Genomic DNA, 20,562 nt, shown 5'->3' on the forward strand with positions numbered 1-20,562 from the left:
AGGGAGAGGAACGATGCGACAGATGACGACGACAAAAAAACTCTGGGGCTCACTCGGCATCATCTGGGTAGCCATGCTGGTGTTGGTGGGCTGGGGGGCGTGGGAAAACCGCCAGACCATGCTCGAGGAACGACGCAATGCCCTGGGCGACTACGTCGACATGGCCATGAACGTGATCCGAGACCATGCCGAGCGTAGCGAGAAAGGTGAACTGACCCAAGACGAAGCCCAGCGCATGGCGGCCTCGACGGTTCGCGAGATGACCTATGACCAGGGCCGCGGCTACATCTATATCTTCAATGGCGATTACGAGCTTCTCGCCCATCCGCGCCTGCCGGTAGGCACCTCGGTAGCGGATTTCCAGAACGAGGAAGGCCGCTACCTTTTCCGCGAGTTCGTCGAGGACGTGCAGACCGACGATGGCGTCGTGAACTATCTCTGGGCCCATGCTTCCGAGGAGGACGCTGTCGCCGAGAAGTCTTCCCTCAATACCCTATTCGAGGAGTGGGGTTGGTACGTGGGTACAGGGGTATACATCGACGACATCAATGCCGCTTTCATGGCCGGCCTGACCCGTTCACTGCTCGCTCTGCTGGGTATCGGCATCCCCGTGTCCCTGCTGATGGGCCTGGTCATCCGCGGCGTGACACGTCGCCTGGGCGGTGATCCGCACTACGCCGCTGAAATGGTGCGGCATATCGCCGAGGGTAATCTGTCCCATGCCATCCGGCTGCGCGACGACGACCGCGAAAGCCTGCTCTTTGATATCGAGAGAATGCGAGCCTCTCTGGCCGGCACCATCGGCGATATCCATCGCAGCGCCGACGAAGTCAACGAGGTAGTCGAAGAGATCGGCGCCGGCAACGATGAACTGGCGACTCGCACCGAGCAGCAGGCCGCATCGCTTGCCGAAACCGCTTCCAGCATGGAACAGCTTACCGCAACCGTGAAGCAGAACGCGGAGCATTCCGGCAAGGCCCGTGAACTGGCCGGCGAGACGGCCTCCAATGCTGCCCGCGGTCACGATTCCATGGAGCGCGTCGAGGCGTCGATGAGCGGCATCAACGAGAGTGCCGGCCAGATGAGCACGATCGTCGATACCATCGACTCCATTGCCTTCCAGACCAACATCCTGGCGCTCAATGCCTCAGTGGAGGCGGCCCGCGCCGGCGAACACGGCCGCGGCTTCGCCGTGGTGGCCGAGGAAGTGCGCAAGCTGGCCAGCCGGAGCTCGGAAGCCGCCCAAGAGATCAAGGCACTGATCGAGACCTCCGACGGCAAGGTCGTCGAAGGGACCCGGATGGTCAAGGAAACCGGGGAGATCATCGAGATCATGGTCACCGATATCCAGCAGCTCAGCACCTTGATCGGTGAAATCTCCTCGGCCTCCGAAGAGCAGAGCCACGGCATAGAGCAGGTCAATGAGGCGGTTTCCCAGATGGATCGCATGACCCAGCAGAATGCCGGTCTCGTGGAGGAGCATAGCGGCGCTTCGCAGCGACTGATCGCCCAGAGTCACCAACTGCGCGATCACGTGGCCCGCTTCAACATCACCATCGCCGGCCAGCGCCCGAAAGCGAGCGGGTATGCCGCGGCCTCGAAGGAAAGCAAGGAGCAGCCGCAAGCGACGCATCATCCACGGCGTGAAATGGCAGATGCCTGATGCGTCAGGCCAGCCAACCATCGGTGGCTAGCGTGCCGCCTGAGAGAGGAAGCGGGAAGTGAAGATACTCGACAACATGACCGTGCGGGTCAGCTGGCTGCTGGTGCTGGCGACCTTCACCGTGCTGGTCCTGGCCGTCAGCCTGCTCGGACTCTTCGCTCTGGCGGAAGGCAAGGCAACCGTTGCCCAGATCGCGCCACATGCCGGCGAAACCGGTGACGCCGTCGAGACATCGTTCGCGGCCTTTGCCAGCTGGATGCAGCTGGCCATCCTGGCGGCATTGCTGGGCACCATCGCCACCGTGATCGTTGTGCTGTGGGGGGTGACGATCAATGTCGTGCGGCCATTGGGCGAGCTGGTCGGCTACTTCGAGCGTATGAAGGAAGGCAACCTGGCCCAGACGATTCCGCAACGCGGGGACAATGAGATAGGTCGACTCTATGCCTCGCTGGACGAGATGCAGCACGGCCTTGCCGACACCGTGGGAACGGTGCGCGACTCCAGTGAATCCATCTATCTCGGCACCCAGCATATCGCCCACGGCAACAACGACCTCTCCGCTCGTACCGAACAGCAGGCATCGTCGCTGCAGGAGACCGCGACCAGCATGGAGGAGCTCTCCTCCACCGTGGAGCAGAACGCGGACAATGCGCGCCAGGCCAGCCAGCTGGCCGCCGACGCCTCGCGCACCGCTCAACAGGGCGGTGAAATCGTCGAGCAGGTGGTCACGACCATGCACGAAATCAGCCAGGGCTCTCATCGCGTCGCGGAGATCATCGGCACCATCGATGCGATCGCCTTCCAGACCAATATTCTGGCATTGAACGCCTCGGTAGAGGCTGCCAGAGCCGGTGAGCATGGCCGAGGCTTCGCTGTGGTCGCCGAGGAAGTCCGCAATCTGGCCAGCCGGAGCGCCAATGCCTCGAGCGAGATCCGTACGCTGATCCAGACATCGGTCAATCAAGTGGATGCGGGAACATCTCGTGCCGACCAAGCCGGCCAGACCATGACCGAGATGGTCGCCGCCGTACAGCGCGTCAGCGACATCATGGACGAGATCGCCTCGGCCTCCGCCGAACAGAGCAATGGCATCGGTCAGGTCAACGATGCCGTCACCCAGATGGACCAGGTGACGCAGCAGAATGCCGAACTGGTCCAGCAGGCGGCCAGTGCCGCCAACCAGCTGGAAGCCGAGGCCAGTCGGCTCAAGGCCGCCGTTAACCGCTTCCAGCTCGGTAAAGCGAACAGCGATACCCCGACCCCGGAGGGAAGCTCGCGACACGCAGACGAAAGCCATGACCTGGCTCGCTGGATGCCGACGCTGATGCCAGCCCGAAGCACGGGTCGCCATACCACCCGCGAGGGTCACGACAACGGACACGGCAGTCGCGACGATGAATGGGAGTCCTTCTAGGACACCCTCACATCAGGCTCTCGGTGCCACCCGACACCGGCGGCACCCCCATAAGAACTATCAGGCCGTCGCCTCTTGCCTCAGCAGGAAACATCGCATGCGAAACAACCAGCCCGTCACCCAGCAGGAATACCCGCTTCATGAGGAGCATTTCCTGATCTCGCGCACGGACCTCAAGGGCCGCATCACCTATGTCAATCCGGCCTTCATCGAGGTCAGCGGCTTCAGTCGCGAGGAGCTGCTCGGCTCGCCCCACAACATCGTGCGCCACCCGGACATGCCTGAGGCGGCCTACCAGAACCTCTGGGACACGCTGGCTGCCGGGGAGAGCTGGAAGGGCCTGGTCAAGAACCGCCGCAAGAACGGTGACCATTACTGGGTAGACGCCAGCGTCTCGCCCATCGTCGAGGAAGATCGGCTCGTCGGCTACGCGTCGGTCAGGGTCAAGCCCGACCCCATCGAGGTCGATAAGGCCGACAAGGCCTACGCCCTCATCAATAAAGGCAAGGGCAGCCGCTTCACTCTCGAACGTGGACAACTCCGTCGCCGCGGCCTGGGCAGCCGGCTGTCGCGCCTCAACCTGCGCAGCTTGCGTGCACGCGTAGTGACCATGGTGGTGGTGGCCGGCCTGCTGCTCTTGGCAAGCGGCGCGCTGGGCCTTTTCGGTCTGCAAGTGTCTGGCGAGCGCCTGCAAGCACTGGACCGGGATGGCCTGCAGGATGTGGCCCGCCTGCAGCAAATCGACCAACTGGCAACCCGGGCCCACCAGTCACTCTCCCGCAATGATCGATTCATGCTGCTGGAGAACAAGGACCAGCACCTCGAGGAGCTTCAGGAGATCGAGTCGTCACTGGATACCTTGTGGACCACCTATCGGGCCAGAGAGGCCAACCAGAACGGCCAGGCCGACACCTTCGATTCCCTGCTGACAGACTACCTGGACGCCGGCATAGGCCGAGCTATCAATCTGCTCCAGAGCGACGAGAATTTCGACATATTCACCAACCTGCCGCCGCATAACGAGGAGATGCAGGCGATGGGCGAAACCCTCTCCACCGAGGTCAATGACCTCATTGAGGGTAAACAGGCCAACGCGGCAACACTGGCCGACGAGGCCCGGGCAGAACAACAGCGGATGCTCATGGCGCAGGCCGGCATGCTGGCCATCGGCCTGCTGGTGCTGATCGTGATCGGCGCCCTGACCCTGCGCGCCATGTTGCGACCGCTGCGTGATGCCGAAGCCTTCACCCTTCAGATTGCCTCGGGCAACCTCGCCGCCGACGTACCTGCGCGCCGGCGTGACGAACTGGGCCGCCTGCTGGAAGCCCTCGACATCATGCGCAAGAGCCTTGGCAGCATCGTCGGCGACGTCAACAGCGGGATCCGGGTGGTGACGCCGGCCGCTCGTGACATCGCCTCGGGCAACGAAGATCTCTCTGCACGCACGGAGCAGCAGGCCGCCTCGCTCCAGCAGACAGCCTCGAGCATGGAAGAGATGACCACGACGGTGCAGCACAACTCGGAGAATGCTCGCCAGGCCAGTGGCCTAGCCTCCGAGAATGCCGCGCGCACCCGGGAGACCGGCGAGTTGATGCACCAGGTCGTGGGCACCATGGGCGAGATCACCCAAGGCTCTCGCAAGATGACGGAAATCATCAATGTCATCGATTCCATCGCCTTCCAGACCAATATCCTGGCGCTGAATGCCTCGGTGGAAGCCGCTCGGGCCGGCGAGCAGGGGCGTGGCTTCGCCGTCGTGGCCGGTGAAGTCCGCAAGCTGGCCGGTCGCAGCGCCGACGCTGCCAGCGAGATTCGTGAACTGATTGACGATTCGTCCCGCCAGATCGATGGCGGTGCCGAGCTGGTACGCCAGGCAGAGACGTCCCTCGATGCCGTCATGGAGGCTTCCACTCGCGTCAACGACATCATGGGCGAGATCACCGCCGCCTCCGAGGAACAGAGTAACGGTATCGGCCAGATCAACCAGGCAGTGGTGGAAATGGATCAGGTAACCCAGCAGAACGCCGCCCGGGTCCAGGCGTCGGCGCGTGCCGCCAGCGAACTCGAGCAACAGGCCAGCCTGCTCGGCAATGCCATTTCCGCCTTCCGTCTACGTGGTGCCGGGATGGAACAAGCCCCCTCCCTGGCCAAGCGCCAAGCACGTCATCAGGCACCTGACGATTCGCCAGGACCTGCGGCATCTCATCACGAGTCCAGCCCGGGCACTCTCAAGGGCGAGCCCCGCCAGGCCACGGCTGTCGAGGAGTGGGAGGCGTTTTGAGCGATCCGCGGGGTGTCGCCATGTCGGCGGAGGAAACAAGCTGGGGAAGTGGTCGGCTCGAGCGGGATCTCGAGCTGACCGATACGGATTTCTCCAGGATCCGCCAGCTGATCTACGAGCGGGCAGGCATCGTGCTCGCCGAGCACAAGCGCGAGATGGTCTACAGTCGCCTGGCGAAGCGATTGCGCCATTATGGCCTGACTCGCTTTGGCGATTATCTGGCGCGTCTGGAGCGTCAGCCCGATGCCCGGGAGTGGGAAGCCTTCACCAATGCCCTGACCACCAACCTCACGGCTTTCTTCCGAGAGGCGCACCACTTCCCCTTGCTGGCCGACCATGTGCGCAATCGCCCGGGAAAGATTCGCGTCTGGTGTGCCGCGGCATCGACGGGAGAGGAGCCCTATTCCATCGCCATGACCCTGATGGAAGCCATGGGGCCGCAGGCCAGTCACGCCGAGGTCGTGGCGACGGATATCGATACCGATGCCCTGACCCGAGCGCGAGCCGGCATCTATCCCCTGGAACAGGTGTGCAAGCTCGAGGAGTCGAGGATCAAGCGATTCTTCCAGCGCGGCAAGGGACCGCAGCAGGGCTTCGCACGCATTCGCCGGGACGTTGCTGGAGTGATCGACTTCCAGCCACTCAACCTGCTTGCTCCCCAGTGGCCGATCACCGGCCCCTTCGATGCGATCTTCTGCCGCAACACCATGATCTACTTCGACAAGACAACCCAGTCACGGATCCTGGAGCGTTTTGCTCCTCTCCTCAAGCCCGATGGCCTGCTGTTTGCCGGCCATTCCGAGAGCTTTTCCTACATCACCGAAGCCTTTCAGCTGCGCGGCCAGACCGTCTACACACGCAAGTCTCCGCGCTGAGCCGTTCTCACTGAGTCATTCGCACAGAGCTATTAAAGTCTGGCCCTCTATGGCCGATAGACAGTTCATGGTCGGCCTGAGCGGCCTCCCCGCGGGCTGGCAAGACTACAGGAGACAACCCCCTTGAGCGCCAACAGAATCAAGGTGCTGTGTGTCGACGATTCGGCGCTGATACGTGACCTGCTGACGGAAATCATCAACAGTCAGCCCGACATGGAGGTCGTGGCCGTTGCCCCGGACCCCATCACGGCACGTGATCTGATCAAGCGTCACAACCCGGATGTGCTCACCCTGGATGTCGAGATGCCACGCATGGATGGCCTCGACTTCCTCGAACGCCTGATGCGCCTGCGTCCCATGCCGGTATTGATGGTCTCCTCACTGACCCAGGCGGGCTCCGAGGTGACACTACGTGCCCTGGAACTGGGCGCCGTGGATTTCGTGGCCAAGCCATCACTGGGCATCCGGAACGGCATGCTGGATTACGCAACGGAGATTGCCGAGAAACTCCGGGCCGCAGCCCGCTCAAGACCGCGCCAGGCAAGACGCCCGGACGGCCCCGGCCCCAGGCCGCTCAAGGCCCCCATGGTCTCCAGCGAGAAACTGATCATCATCGGCGCCTCCACCGGTGGTACCGAGGCCATCCGTCAGGTCCTGGAGCCACTGCCGGCCAACAGCCCGGCCATCCTGATTACCCAACACATGCCGGGGGGCTTCACCCGCTCCTTCGCTGAACGCCTCGATCGCCTTTGCCAGATCAGCGTCAAGGAAGCGGCGGACGGCGAACGCATTCTGCCGGGCCATGCCTACATCGCTCCCGGTGACGCCCATCTCACGCTGGCGCGCAGTGGCGCCAACTATGTCGCGCACCTCGATGATGGGCCACCGGTCAACCGACATCGTCCCTCGGTGGATGTGCTGTTTCATTCTGCCGCGAGCCAGGCGGGACGCAATGCCATCGGCGTACTGCTCACGGGGATGGGCAAGGATGGTGCTGCCGGCCTGCTGGAAATGCGCCAGGCGGGCTCGGCCACCCTCGCTCAGGACGAGGCCAGTTGCGTGGTGTACGGCATGCCGCGTGAGGCTGTCGCACTGGGGGCAGCGGCAGACGTGCTGCCCCTGGAAGAAATCGCCCCTCGACTGCTCACGCTGGCAGCGGCCTCGGGCCGCACCCAACGGGTGTAGACGACACATCCCCTATCGTCACCGGGCAACGCGCCTGGTCCATACGCAGAAGGAAACGCCGGCATGACACGTCTCTTGCGCAGTATCAGCATCCATGCGGCCATGGCGGCCGTCCTTGCCTGCTTCGTGGCGTTCATCGCCGCGGTGGCCATCATGGGCCAAATAGCGAGTAATTCGGCCAGCAACACCCTGGAGACGCTCGATCAGATCAACGTCGCCCAGCTCAACGAGATCAACCGTGCGGACGCCCTTCTGAGCGGTGCCCTGGTGGACCTCGAGGTGGCGTCGAACCATTTCATGCTGGGCAAGAGTGGGCAAGCCGATGAGCGCCTGGCCTCGGCACTGGACCAGCTCGAGAGATCCGAGGCGCGTTTCGAGGCCTTCGCCAATGTACCGCGCACCGAGCAGGGCGAGGAGCTCGGTGCCCGGATCGAGTCCACCTTCAGTGAGATGCTCACTATGGCCCGCCAGCAATACCAGGCACTCGACCAGATGGACACGACTGGCTTCAACGTACTGCGTGAGCAGATGGTGGGCCCGGCCGAGGCGCTGGATTCGACCCTCACGGATTTCGTTCGCTATGCCGATGAGCGCGGCGACATGATGCTGGCCGACTACAACGAGATGTCCACCCTGTTTCAGCGCATGGAAATTGCCATCCTGATGATCGTGGTGCTGATGGTGGCCATGATCTACATGGGCCTGCGGAAGATCGTCATCACCCCCCTCCAGGAGGCCGTGGAGAGACTGGAAACCATCGCCAGGGCGGATCTTTCCCACGAGATCCGCGTTCGCGGCCGCAACGAGATCAGCAAGCTGTTTGCTGCCATGCGCGACATGCAGCAGAACCTGACACGAATCGTCACCGACGTACGCGACAGCAGTGGCTCCATCCACGTGGGCAGTCGCGAGATCGCCAGCGGCAATGCCGACCTTTCCTCGCGCACCGAACAGCAGGCCGCCTCTCTGGAAGAGACGGCCTCCAGCATGGAAGAGCTCACCACCACGGTGAAACAGAATGCCGACAATGCCCGCCAGGCCAGCGGACTGGCGCTCGATGCTTCCCGCACGGCAGAGCGTGGCGGAGAGGTGGTGGAACGTGTGGTCATGACCATGCATGGCATCTCCGGCAGCTCGAAACAGATCGCCGATATCACCGGCGTGATCGACTCCATCGCTTTCCAGACGAATATCCTGGCATTGAATGCCTCCGTCGAGGCGGCACGAGCCGGTGAACAAGGCCGCGGTTTTGCCGTGGTGGCGGGCGAGGTGCGTAACCTGGCGAGTCGCAGTGCCGACGCCGCCAAGGAGATCAAGGGGCTGATCGAAGGTTCTGTGACGCAGGTCCAGGAGGGCTCGACCCTGGTGGAACAGGCCGGAGAGACCATGCAGGAAGTGGTGGCGGCCGTTCGTCGCGTCACCGATATCATGGACGAGATCTCGGCGGCCTCTCAGGAGCAGAGCGACGGCATCGAGCAGGTCAGCCAGGCAGTGGGACAAATGGACCAGGTCACCCAACAGAACGCCTCCCTGGTGCAAGAGGCATCAGCGGCCGCCTCCTCGCTGGAAGATCAAGCCAACCGTCTCGAGCAGGCGGTGGCGGTCTTCAAGCTGACGGGGGCCATGGAGTCCCCACAGCGGGTCCGCGAGGAGGCTCGCCCCGAGGCTCAGCCGACGAGTGCAGCCCCGCGACCGACATCCCCGACGCCTCGGCATCCTGTACGCCAGGCAGTCACCGAAGAAGAGTGGGAAGAATTCTGAATCCTGCCGCCACCGTCGTGACGGCGCCCCGATATCGTGATTGAAGAGGACATCCGATGGCAAACAAGGACATGAGCATCCTGGTAGTAGATGACTTCCCGACCATGCGACGCATCGTGCGCAGCCTGTTGAAGGAGCTCGGCTTCACCAACGTGGAAGAGGCCGAGGATGGCCAGGACGCCCTGAACAAGCTCAGCAGTGGCAGTTTCGATTTCGTCGTCTCCGACTGGAACATGCCCAACCTCGACGGCCTGGAGATGCTCAAGCAGATCCGCGCGGATAGCACCCTCAAGGACCTGCCGGTACTGATGGTCACCGCCGAGGCCAAGAAGGAGAACATCATCGCGGCTGCCCAGGCAGGTGCCAACGGCTATGTCGTCAAGCCCTTCACCTCGGCCACCCTGGAAGAGAAACTCAACAAGATTTTCGACAAACTGGGCATGTAAGGATGCCGGGAATGGTTCGGCACCAAGGAGCGAGGATGATGAGCAACGAGACGCCATCGCAGGATCTCCCCCAGGAGTCCAGCGACGAGCTGGTACAGCGCATCGGGCAGCTGACGCGCATGCTGCGTGAAAGCATGCGCGAGCTGGGACTCGACAAGGAGATCGAGAAAGCCGCAGAGGCCATCCCCGATGCTCGCGACCGCCTCAACTACGTGGCGACCATGACCGAACAGGCGGCCGAGCGATCGCTCAACGCCATCGACCGTGCCCAGCCGCTACAGGATGACCTCAGCACAAGGGCCGAGGCGCTGGACAAGCGCTGGGCGGAGTGGTTTGCAGAGCCCCAGGAACTGGACGAGGCGCGTGATCTGGTTCAGGACACCCGGGGTTATCTGGCCGATGTGCCGAAACGCACCCAGGCGACAAACCAGGAGTTGCTAGAGATCATGATGGCCCAGGACTTTCAGGACCTGACCGGCCAGGTGATCAAGAAGATGATGGATGTGATTCGGGAGATCGAGTATCAGCTGGTACAGGTGTTGATCGATGCCGTGCCCCAAGGCAAGGCGCGCGAGGACCTCCAGAAACGTGCCACGAACCAGTGGCAAACCGACGAGCGACGGCGCGAGGAGGGGTTACTGAACGGCCCCCAGATCAAGCCGGAGGGCGAGAATATCGTCACCGGCCAGGACCAGGTCGACGACCTGCTGGACGAGCTCGGTTTCTAGCCCCATCTTCTATTCCTACCCTGATCAGGCCGGTAATCGCGGATAAGACCGCGATTACCGGCCCTTTTTGACGCATCACCTCTTTCCCTTCCCCGACAGAATGGCCAGGGTCCGCACGACTGCCCGGTGAAAGGCCATGGCCGACCAAGATAGCGACGAGGAAAAGACCGAAGAGGCCACCCCTCGACGACTGGAAAAGTCGCGTGAGGAAGGTCAGGTCGCCCGTTCCCGGGAGTTGGCCACCTTCATGTTGCTGCTGGGAGGCGTCATCGGACTGTGGTCGATGGGTAGCATGCTCTACGACCAGTTGGGGGTGGTCATGGAACAGGCCTTCCTGTTCGAACGGCGTCATGCGCTGGAAACCACCCCGATGCTCGCCAATGCCCTCAACCTCGGCCAGCGAACGCTGTATGCCCTGTTGCCGCTGTTCCTGCTGCTGACGGTCGTGGCCTTGGTCGCACCAGCACTGCTTGGGGGTTGGCTGATCTCGGCCAAGTCACTCAAGCCACAGCTGTCGAAGCTCGACCCCTTCAAGGGGTTAAAGCGTCTGTTCGGCGTCCAGGCGCTGGTGGAGCTGGCCAAGGCCATCGCCAAGTCGGTCCTGGTTGGCAGCGTGGCTATCGCCTTTCTCTACCTCAACCGCGGTGAATTCATGGCCTTGATGGACCAGCCGATTCAGCAGGCTCTCGCCAAGGCGATGTGGATGGCGGCCCAGGCCAGCGGACTGATGGTACTGACGCTGCTGGTCGTCATTCTGATCGATGTGCCCTACCAGCTGTGGAGCCATGCCAAGAAGCTGCGCATGAGCAAGGACGAGGTGAAGCGTGAACACAAGGAGTCCGAGGGCGACCCCCAGGTGAAGGCTCGCATCCGTCAGCAGCAACAAGCGATGGCACGCGGTCGCATGATGAGCAAGGTGCCGGAAGCTGATGTGATCATCACCAACCCCTCGCACTACGCCGTTGCTCTGCAGTACCAGGAGACGGGCATGTCGGCTCCCCGCGTCGTCGCCAAGGGGGCCGATGCCGTGGCCGCGCGTATCCGTGAGGTCGGCGAGGAACATGGGGTCCCACGACTCGCAGCTCCCCCCTTGGCGAGGGCGCTTTATCAACACGTGGATCTCGATGCCGAGATTCCCATGGACTTGTATACCGCTGTGGCCGAGGTCCTGGCTTGGGCCTTCGGGCTCAAGAGAGCAGCCAAGGAGGGCGGCGAAGCACCACCTTCCCCCGAGAATCTTCCCGTGCCGGCCTCCCTGGAGGTCCCGGCACGCGACGCCGATACTGACGAGGCAGGTCCATGAAGGCCTTGAACCAATACTTGGGCCAACGCGACTGGATGGGCAATGTGCCCATGAAGCTGCTGGCCGGGCCAGTGCTGATCCTCATGATCCTCTCCATGATGATCCTGCCGCTGCCGCCCTTCACACTGGATCTGCTGTTCACGTTCAACATTGCCCTGGCGGTGATGGTGTTGCTGGTGAGCATGTTCACCCAGAAGCCACTGGATTTCGCTGCCTTTCCGGCCGTGTTGCTGTTCACCACCTTGTTGAGGCTATCGTTGAACGTCGCGTCTACCCGCGTCATCCTGATGGAGGGACATCAGGGCGGTGATGCAGCGGGCAAGGTGATCGAGGCCTTCGGCGAGTTCCTCGTGGGCGGTAACTTTGCCGTGGGCCTGGTGGTGTTCCTGATCCTGGTGATCATCAACTTCATGGTCATCACCAAGGGGGCAGGACGCATCGCCGAGGTAGGCGCCCGTTTCATGCTCGATGCCATGCCGGGCAAGCAGATGGCCATCGATGCCGATCTCAATGCCGGACTGATCGGCGAAGACGATGCCCGGCAACGACGCAGCGACGTGGCTCAGGAGGCCGATTTCTACGGCTCCATGGACGGTGCCAGCAAGTTCGTGCGTGGCGACGCCATGGCCGGCCTGGTCATCATGGTGGTCAATGTGATTGGCGGCCTGCTGATCGGCATGCTTCAGCACGACATGGCTTTCGGGAATGCGGCACGCACCTACACCCTGATGACCATCGGTGACGGCCTGGTCGCCCAGATTCCCGCCCTGGTGATCTCCACGGCTGCCGGCGTGACCGTCTCACGGGTCACCACCGACCAGGACGTCGGTCAGCAGATGATCAGTCAGCTGTTCGTCAACCCGCAGGTGATGATCCTGGCGGCCGCCGTCATGGGGCTGCTGGGGCTTGTCCCGGGCATGCCCAACCTGGTGTTCCTTATCTTCACGGGTTTGCTGGGCGGACTGGCCTGGTGGCTGCTTCGCGAGAAGGAGCGTCGTCTGGTCGAGGAGGAGGTCGCCACTGAACCTGCTCCGAGCACTGAGGCACCGGAAGCCAGCTGGGAGGACGTACAGTTGGTGGATACGCTCGGCCTGGAAGTGGGACATCGACTGATTCCCCTCGTGGATGCCCGGCAACAGGGCGAGTTGCTGGGTCGAATCAAGAGCGTACGCAAGAAGTTTGCCCAGGAAGTCGGCTTTCTGCCGCCGGTGGTACACATCCGCGACAACCTGGAACTGGGCGCCAACACCTACCTGCTGACCCTCAAGGGCGCAGAAATCGGTCGCGCCGAAGCCTTCCCCGGCCAGTGGCTGGCCATCGATCCGGGCCAGGTGACCGGTGAGCTCAAGGGCGCGATGACCCAGGACCCGGCCTTCGGCTTGCCGGCCGTCTGGGTGGACACCAGCCAGCGCGAGCATGCCCAGGTCTATGGTTACACCGTGGTGGATGCCAGCACGGTGGTTGCCACCCACCTCAATCACCTGCTCCATCGGCATGCCGCCGAGATGCTCGGGCGTTCAGAGGTGCAAAAGCTGCTCGACAAGCTGAGCGAAGAGCAGCAAGGCCTGGTGGAAGACGTGGTGCCCAAGGCCATCTCCCTCACGGTGCTTCAGCGTCTGTTGCAGAACCTGCTCGAGGAGGAGGTGTCGATCCGCGACATGCGTACCATTCTCGATACCTTGGCCGAACACGCCCCGCACCAGCAGGATCCCAATGAATTGACCGCCCAGGTGCGTATCGCGCTGGGCAGAGGCATCACCCAGCAGTGGTTCGCCGGCCGCGAAGAACTCAAGGTCATTGGCCTGGAAAGCCAGCTCGAGCAGATTCTCACCCAGGCCATGAACGGCAACGGTGCGCTGGAGCCAGGGTTGGCCGAGACCCTGATGACCCAGGCCGAGCAGGCCCTTGAACGCCATGAGGCAAGTGGCGAGCCACCGGTCCTGGTGGTACAGCACGGCCTGCGAGCCCTGCTGTCTCGCTTCCTGCGCCGGCGTCTGCGCCATCTGGTGGTGATGTCCCAGGCAGAGATTCCCGACGACCGCACTCTGCGTGTCACCACGCTGCTAGGAGGTCGCTGATAGATGAGCGTCATTCGATTTTCGGGCAACACCAGTCGAGAGGCCATGCGCCAGGTGCGTGCTTCGCTTGGGGACGATGCGCTGATCCTGGCCAACCGACGCACCGAGCAGGGCGTGGAGATCCTGGCCATGGCAGATGGCGCCATGGAAGAAAAGACAGCCCTTCCGGCGCCAGAAGCACTACCCACCTCCTCCGTTCCATCAGACCCACAGCTCGGCGATGCATCGGCAGACGGACGCGCCTTGCAGACCATGAGCGAGCAGCTCTTGCATGAGATGCAGGACATGCGCGCCCTGCTGGCCCGAGAGCAGGCGCGCCACGCCCCCTCCCAGGACTGCCGTTCACGACTCAAGCGCCTGCTGCGAGAAGCCGGATTCAGTGCCCTTCTGGCCGATGAGCTGCTGCAAGCCCTGCCTGCCGAACTCAACGACTGCCATAGCAACGACGAGCGTCCCCTTGGCTGGCTGCAACGCCGGTTGGCCGCCAGGTTGCCCACGTTTGATCGGGAGGACGGTTTCTTCGACCCCCCCGGGGTCGTGTCGCTGGTCGGCCCGACCGGGGTGGGCAAGACCACCACGACGGCCAAGCTGGCGGCTCGCTTCGTCCAGCGCCACGGCGCGGACCGGGTCGCCCTGATCACCACCGACAGCTTCCGGATTGGCGCCCACGAGCAACTGCGGATCTATGCCGATCTGCTGGGTATTCCGATGCATGCCCTCGCGCCGGGCCAGCCCATCGACAGCCTGGCCCGTGACCTTCGGGGTCGCCGCTGGGTGATCATCGACACCGTGGGAATGAGCCAACGTGATCAGCGCATCATCGAGCAGATCGCCCAGCTGCAGGGGGGGCGCGTCCGCGTGCGGATGGTGCTGCTGCTCAACGCGGCCAGTCAGCCGGAGACACTGGAGGAAGTGGTCACACGCTACCGCCAGGCGGCACGAGCGGCAGGGGCTGAACTGGATGATTGCCTGCTGACCAAGCAGGACGAGGCGGGGCGCCTGGCTCCCGCGCTCGAGACGATCATCCGCCACGGTCTTCGCCTCTCGTTCGTCTCCCATGGCCAGCGTGTCCCTGAGGATCTTGCCATGGCCGACCCGATGGCACTGACCATGCAGTCCCTTGCCACACGCGCGCCACTCCCCTTGGACGAACCATCGGCCTCCCGACCGTCCCGGGGAACGCTTGGCTATTCCCCGAAAGGTGACCTGCTCGGCCAGGGACGGCGATTGTCGACCGTCCTGAACGGACTGCGTCAGCGCCTGGTGGGTTTCAATGACCTCGAGTCCGCTTGGGACATCTCCGCGCTTCCAGATGAACTGCAGGCGGCTCGCCTGGATACCTTGCTCGACCAGAGTGCCAAGACGTGCCAACGCACGGGCATGCTATGGGCCTCCCGGCAAACCCTGAACGGCTCTGACTGGGCCATGCCCGACATGGGACTGGACGCAGAGGGCCAATGGCTTGTCCTGCCGGACCTGCAACACAGACAGCCCATCGGCCAGGTCAACCGGCTGGTCAAGGCGGACGAGGTACAGGGGGTAAATAGCCATTTGTTCCCCTCCCTACCGGATAACGATGCCTGGCGGTGGCTGAATAGCGGCCAGATCAGTTGGTCCAGCCAGGTACGTCCCGGGCAGCGGGTCATCCACGGCGGCGTGCGTCGCGCCTTGTCGGAACTTGCCCCACTGGCCACACCATCCGTGCAGGCCAACTTCCGACTACGTGGCCAGCCTTGTCAGGTAGCGCTGTCACAGCTCACCGTCACGGCATTTCCGGCCCGACGAAAGAAAGACGTGTCCGGGAAATCCCTGGAAGCCTGGTTCGCTAGATTGCGCGATCCCGAAAGCGGCAAGGAACTGGGTCGGCGCTACTGGTTGATGCCCTTCAGCAACCATGAGGATGCCCTGCCCCTTCTGCTTGGCCATCTCCAGGCCGAGGGGCTTGTGCAGCAAACTCGTTCCGCCAAGGAGCGTCTGTCCCCCCTGCTGCCTGCACGGACGCGTCCGGAGCTACAGCTACTGCTGGCCGCCGGGATCGCCGCCACCGCCAACCATCTCGATCATGGCAGCGACGTGGTTGCCATGGATCTCCGCTCGGAACTCCTGGGTTTTCTAGGGGGGCGCCGTCGCCGACGCGACACCGCCCTGCTTGAGGGATTGCTCTACCTCTTCAGCGCCAGGGATGCCATTCGCCATGTCGGCTCAGCGGGCCTGGAGGGTATGAGGTGAGCGTCGCCGATCAGGCAGCAGGACTGCGTCAGTGGGCAGGCACTCAACATGCCCCTTCCCCTCGTCACGGAGAGGATGTCGACGATGCACGAGCCTGCAGAACGCTGGTGGTGGTGGGGTTACCGGGCCTTTCGCCATACCCGACCCAACGAGTCCTGGATCTGCTGGATCACTGGGCGGCGCAAGGACGACGCTGGGTAGGCTCATCTGCACAGTGGCGTGTCGCTCCTGTGGAGATCACCAGTCCGGACTTGCCCGTGCTGTTCGCGCAGCAGTCACGGTGGGCTCTCTGGGTGGATAGTGACCCGAACGCCTTCCGCCGGGCATTCAGGCAATTGACGCAACTCAAGGACCGAGAGGGCCCCACTCGACTGTTGGCCGTGCATTCGCCGGACATGCCCCGCAAGGGCCTATTGGAAAACCTGCAACAGGCGGCGTGGAGCTGCCTGGGTATCGAGCTGCTGGTGATGGTCAAATGAAACGCAATGGATGGCATGCCCTGGCATTGCTCCTTGCCCTCGCCTGTGGAGAGCTGCAGGCCGCCGGCAGCTGGATCGCCAATGCGCCTGCGACCCAGGTCAGCCTGGCAGGCCGCGAAACGGCGTCTGAGCCCCTGAGGCCAGGCGGTGCACAAGCCAGCAATCAAGCCATACACAGTGTCGTCTGGCGCTACCGGCTCCCCCGGGGAAGCGCACTGAACGTCAGGCTCTGCCACCCGGCGGGCTGTATCCCCCTACCGACCATGCATGGCACGACCCACGCACTGGCAGGGCTGCCAGCCGATGTGCCACTGGAATTCCGCTTCTCCCTGGCGGAGGGGCAACGCCCGGTGACGGTAGGTGAACTTCAGGTGATCGTGAACCATCGATAAAACCGAATCTGGCAACGCCACCCGGTAGAACGGTGGTATTGCCGACAGCTGTGAGGCACGAGGATGTATACGGCACAAGGTAAGATCGATCAGGAAGCATTGCTGACAGAGTACCTGCCCATGGTGCGCCGTCAGGCACTCGCCCTCCAGGTGCGGCTGCCTGCCAGCATCGAGCTGAACGACCTGATACAGGCCGGCACCGTCGGGCTGCTGGAAGCCATGGGCCGATTCAACTCAGGCCAGGGGGCCAGCTTTGCGACCTTCGCCAACCAGCGTATCCGCGGTGCCATGCTGGACGAGCTGCGCAGCCGGGACTGGCTGCCACGTAGCGTCCGGCGCAGTGCCAGGGCGGTTGACGAGGTCGTGCGCCGGTTGGAGCAGCAGCTGGGGCGTCCGCCCGAGGAGACGGAGATCGCAGGGGAGCTGGAGATGCCCCTGGCCGATTACCGACGCCTGCTGAGCGATACCAATAGTGGCCAGCTGTTGCCCTTCGAGGACCTGATGGCCGAAGGAGGGGAATCTCGGCTCGATAGCCGCGACCTGGAAAGCCCGTCCTCCCGACTGCTCGACCAGGAGAAACGTGACCAGCTGGTTCAGGGCATTGAGGCACTGCCCGAGCGTGAGAAGCTGCTCATGGCCCTCTACTACCAGGAAGAGCTCAATTTGAAGGAGATCGGGGCGGTGATGGGCGTATCGGAGTCGCGGGTCTGCCAGCTGCACAGCCAGGCGGTCAGCCGCCTGCGGGCAAAGCTCAACGAATCGGGCTGATCCCCCTCAGGGGCTCGAAAGCTTCGCCTGGCGGCCTATAAACGCCCCATCAGGGTGGCAGTCTTGTCCAGAGCATCGAGATAGCATTCCTGCAGCCGCTCGGCAGTATGTTCAGGCGTGGTTTCCCCCAGCTGCTGCTCATGTTCCTCGCAGATGGCCAGAATGGCCCCCAGGTGGCCCTCATGATGCTCAAGGGCCCGAATGATGCCATCGTCGAGAGGCACTTGAGCCAGCAGGGTGTCCTGGTCCTCATCCAGCAGGGCTGCCATCATCGAAAACAGACCCGTGGTGAAGGCATCTTCCGGGTCAATATTGGGGAAGGGCTCGGCCAGGTTCTGGCACATGAAGGCCCGGATCAACGCCAGCCTCACCGTGATGTGCGATGATGGCATGTTGCTGGCCAACGACATCGTCATGACCAGTCTGCGAAGCTCGTTGAGACCGATCACCTGTATCGCGCGCCGCAGATCGGACTGCAGCTGACTCTGGCCGAAATAGCTCGAGTTGGCACGACGCAGGATCGCCACATGCAGATGCGGCATCTGGAGCAGAAGGTCATGAAGACGGTGAAGGTCGGCATCCTCACGATAGAGCTCGTTGATGAGCCTCAGCTGGGCGGCTCGATTGCCGTGGCGTCCCCGCGGCTTGGTAGCATGATAGTGGGGCTGTGAGAGATAGTGGCCATTGATGTAGTCACAGCCGACCGCAAGACATTGCTCGAGCGTTTCGTGGTCGTGGATGTGCTCTGCCAGCAATCGATGCCCCTTCGCCTTGAGGGTCTTCAGTCGCTCGATCTCGAGGGGGCGCGAGGCATCGATCTCTATGATGTCGGCGAGGACCTGCAGGCCGGGCCCCATAGCCTGGTAGGTGGAATCGGGCACGGCGATGCGGTATTTCCGCTCGCGGATCTTGCTCAGGCTGTCTGCCAGCTCCGGCGTGATCTCGAGGTCCCGAGGCAAGCCGATGACCACCTGGCCGGGTGGCGTCGGCAGCAGATCGGACCGTACCAGCCACTCGGCGGGTAGCTCGATGAAAAGCTCCCGTGACTGCCGCTCCTCCAGTTCATACAGGACGGCACTCAGGGCCTTCGCCGTGCTGCTCAACGGATCATCATGATCGTTGTCGTGGTGCTGGTAGATGAGGCGGTCGGCCACATGATCATAGTCAGCGTCATGGATCGGATGCATTGCGATGGTGAAGCTGTCCGTCACCCCTTGGCCTGTCATGCTGTATCACTCCCTGCGATGTGTACCTGCTCTGGGGAGAGTGGCATGCCATCTCCGGCAGGTTTGGGTGATCTCAAGGGTATCACCCTCTCCCACGACTGTCCGTGCCCTGCCGTCGCGAGATTCAAGTATCCTGCACGATGTCCGATAACTCTGTATGCCCATGTCACCTACGGTCAGGAGCCGTGAATGAACCCATCGACACTGATCGGAATACTGGCCAGCTGTGTGCTTCTCGCCAGTGTCCTGCTCTTCACTGCCGAATCCCCGCAAAGCTTCATCAACCTCCCGGGACTGGGCATCGTCGTTGCCGGCACGCTGGCAGCGACCTTCATCAGCTACCCCCTCAAGGAAGTCCTCCGGGTAGTGCGACTGGTCGCCATCGTCTTTCGACGCGAGAACGCCTATATCCGCGATGACATCAGGGAGCTCGTCGATCTATCCCGGCTATGGCTCAAGGGTGATGTGCGTGCGGTGGAAGCAGCCCTGGAGCATACCCGCAACCCTTTTCTGCGCACCGGCATCCAACTGGTGATTGCCAATACCAAGGAGGACGAGATCTTCGACCTCCTGCGCTGGCGGATCTCCCGGCTCAAGGCGCGCGAACATGCAGAAGCCCAGATATTCCGGACCATGGCCACCTATGCGCCAGCCTTCGGGATGATCGGCACCCTGGTGGGCCTGGTGAACATGCTGGAGGTCATGGAGGCGGGTGATCTGCACGTGATCGGGCCACGCATGGCCGTTGCCCTGCTTACCACCTTCTACGGCATCCTGCTGGCCAACCTGGTCTTCAAGCCGATCGCCGTGAAACTCGAACGTCGCACCGAGGAGCGCCTGATCGCCATGAACATGGTTCTCGAGGGCATCTCCCTGATCACCAAGCGTCGCCTGCCATCGTTCATCGAAGAGACCCTCAACTCCTTCGTCGCCAACTACCACGACGAGATCCGCGATCCGGAACCTCCCGCCGAACGTCGCAAAAACAACAACGAGAAAGGCCAGCATGCGTGAGCGTGACATCCAGCAGGTACTCAGTCCCCCTGGTCAGGGTGACGGAGACGGTGAAGGCTGGTTGATGAGTTACCTGGATGTCCTGACCCTGCTGATCACCCTCTTCGTTCTTCTCCTGTCGATGGCAGGCAATGGCCAGGCAACCAGCGGCAGCGATGCATCGGGATCGGTTTCTCCCACAGCCCGGCTGGCCGCCATCGCTATCCATACCGACGTCGGACCGATGGCCTCCGGCCTGAGGCCTCGTCACGATGGCCTCCAACCCCGTTTCAAGGGACTGGAGATGGAGGGGGTCAGCGTGGCCGAGGGAGACAGAGGCATCACCCTGCGCATCGACAACAATCTGCTGTTTGCCAGTGGCCAGGCCAGCCTGACCTCGCGTGGGCGTAGTGTCCTGCAAGGCCTGGTGGAGACCCTTCAGACATTCGATGGACGAATCTCGGTCGAGGGGCACACCGACAACGTGCCTATCTCCACGAGCCGTTTTCCCTCCAACTGGGAGCTATCCACCGGACGCGCGATCTCGGTACTGCGCTACCTCGATGAGGCCGGCTTGCCCGAGTCGGACCTGCGCGCCATTGGCTATGCCGATACGCAACCCCTGGAGAGCAACGACACCCGCGCTGGGCGTGCAGCAAATCGCCGGGTCGAGCTGCTGCTCACCCAGGATTCATGAAAATGAAGATATCAATAAGATCAGGTGCTCACTCACCGCACGGT

The 20,562-nt window shown here is 62.8% G+C and carries 17 protein-coding genes; 16 read left to right on the forward strand and 1 reads right to left on the reverse strand.

The window, feature by feature from the left end; all coding sequences use genetic code 11:
* The first annotated feature begins 13 nt into the window (after positions 1-13).
* The 14 genes from BMY30_RS12555 (at position 14) to BMY30_RS12620 (ending at position 17,602) form a co-directional block, all read left to right on the forward strand.
* Positions 14-1,663: a methyl-accepting chemotaxis protein gene (locus tag BMY30_RS12555; protein ID WP_089714223.1), complete on the forward strand. Its 1,650-nt coding sequence runs from the start codon at positions 14-16 to the stop codon at positions 1,661-1,663.
* 58 nt (positions 1,664-1,721) lie between these two features.
* Positions 1,722-3,077 (forward strand): methyl-accepting chemotaxis protein, encoded by a 1,356-nt coding sequence (locus BMY30_RS12560; protein WP_425283450.1) that lies wholly within the window; start codon positions 1,722-1,724, stop codon positions 3,075-3,077.
* Between the two features lie 97 nt (positions 3,078-3,174).
* Positions 3,175-5,358, forward strand: a complete 2,184-nt coding sequence (locus BMY30_RS12565; RefSeq protein WP_089714227.1) for a methyl-accepting chemotaxis protein — start codon at positions 3,175-3,177, stop codon at positions 5,356-5,358.
* Positions 5,359-5,378: 20 nt separating this feature from the next.
* Entirely contained in the window at positions 5,379-6,233 is an 855-nt protein-coding gene (locus tag BMY30_RS12570) for a CheR family methyltransferase (protein ID WP_089714282.1), read from the forward strand.
* 123 nt (positions 6,234-6,356) lie between these two features.
* Positions 6,357-7,418: a protein-glutamate methylesterase/protein-glutamine glutaminase gene (locus tag BMY30_RS12575; protein WP_089714229.1), complete on the forward strand. Its 1,062-nt coding sequence runs from the start codon at positions 6,357-6,359 to the stop codon at positions 7,416-7,418.
* A 63-nt stretch (positions 7,419-7,481) separates the two neighbouring features.
* The gene (locus BMY30_RS12580; RefSeq protein WP_089714231.1) at positions 7,482-9,179 is read left to right on the forward strand and encodes a methyl-accepting chemotaxis protein; all 1,698 of its coding nucleotides are present in this window, start codon (positions 7,482-7,484) and stop codon (positions 9,177-9,179) included.
* A gap of 56 nt (positions 9,180-9,235) precedes the next feature.
* Entirely contained in the window at positions 9,236-9,625 is a 390-nt protein-coding gene (gene cheY, locus BMY30_RS12585) for a chemotaxis response regulator CheY (protein ID WP_089714233.1), read from the forward strand.
* A 35-nt stretch (positions 9,626-9,660) separates the two neighbouring features.
* Positions 9,661-10,353 carry a protein phosphatase CheZ gene (gene cheZ / locus BMY30_RS12590; RefSeq protein WP_089714235.1) on the forward strand — a complete coding sequence of 231 codons (693 nt, stop codon included), beginning with the start codon at positions 9,661-9,663 and terminating at the stop codon, positions 10,351-10,353.
* 136 nt (positions 10,354-10,489) lie between these two features.
* Positions 10,490-11,656, forward strand: coding sequence for a flagellar biosynthesis protein FlhB (gene flhB, locus BMY30_RS12595; protein WP_089714237.1), 1,167 nt, complete (start codon positions 10,490-10,492; stop codon positions 11,654-11,656).
* Entirely contained in the window at positions 11,653-13,734 is a 2,082-nt protein-coding gene (gene flhA, locus BMY30_RS12600) for a flagellar biosynthesis protein FlhA (protein ID WP_089714239.1), read from the forward strand. The genes flhB and flhA overlap by 4 nt, the downstream gene beginning before the upstream one ends.
* A 3-nt stretch (positions 13,735-13,737) precedes the next feature.
* Positions 13,738-15,963, forward strand: coding sequence for a flagellar biosynthesis GTPase FlhF (gene flhF / locus BMY30_RS12605; protein ID WP_089714241.1), 2,226 nt, complete (start codon positions 13,738-13,740; stop codon positions 15,961-15,963).
* Entirely contained in the window at positions 15,960-16,442 is a 483-nt protein-coding gene (locus tag BMY30_RS17660; protein WP_139195522.1) for a hypothetical protein, read from the forward strand. The genes flhF and BMY30_RS17660 overlap by 4 nt, the downstream gene beginning before the upstream one ends.
* Positions 16,439-16,834, forward strand: a complete 396-nt coding sequence (locus tag BMY30_RS12615) for a flagellar protein FlhE (RefSeq protein ID WP_089714245.1) — start codon at positions 16,439-16,441, stop codon at positions 16,832-16,834. The genes BMY30_RS17660 and BMY30_RS12615 overlap by 4 nt, the downstream gene beginning before the upstream one ends.
* Before the next feature lie 63 nt (positions 16,835-16,897).
* Positions 16,898-17,602 (forward strand): RNA polymerase sigma factor FliA, encoded by a 705-nt coding sequence (locus tag BMY30_RS12620; protein ID WP_089714247.1) that lies wholly within the window; start codon positions 16,898-16,900, stop codon positions 17,600-17,602.
* Positions 17,603-17,637: 35 nt separating this feature from the next.
* Here BMY30_RS12620 and BMY30_RS12625 read toward each other — a convergent pair whose 3' ends face one another.
* On the reverse strand, positions 17,638-18,828 hold the full coding sequence (locus BMY30_RS12625) for an EAL and HDOD domain-containing protein (protein WP_089714249.1): 1,191 nt from the start codon (positions 18,826-18,828) through the stop codon (positions 17,638-17,640).
* A gap of 189 nt (positions 18,829-19,017) precedes the next feature.
* On the opposite strand from BMY30_RS12625, the gene BMY30_RS12630 reads away from it, so the two are divergent.
* Together BMY30_RS12630 and BMY30_RS12635 are read left to right on the forward strand one after the other, a co-directional pair.
* A complete protein-coding gene (locus tag BMY30_RS12630; protein ID WP_089714251.1) occupies positions 19,018-19,842 on the forward strand; it encodes a motility protein A in 825 nt (274 codons plus the stop codon).
* Positions 19,835-20,518: an OmpA/MotB family protein gene (locus tag BMY30_RS12635; protein WP_089714253.1), complete on the forward strand. Its 684-nt coding sequence runs from the start codon at positions 19,835-19,837 to the stop codon at positions 20,516-20,518. Before BMY30_RS12630 ends, BMY30_RS12635 begins: the two co-directional genes overlap by 8 nt.
* Positions 20,519-20,562: the final 44 nt, after the last annotated feature.

The organism is Halomonas daqiaonensis (genome assembly GCF_900109725.1).
Classification (GTDB): Bacteria; Pseudomonadota; Gammaproteobacteria; order Pseudomonadales; family Halomonadaceae; genus Halomonas; species Halomonas daqiaonensis.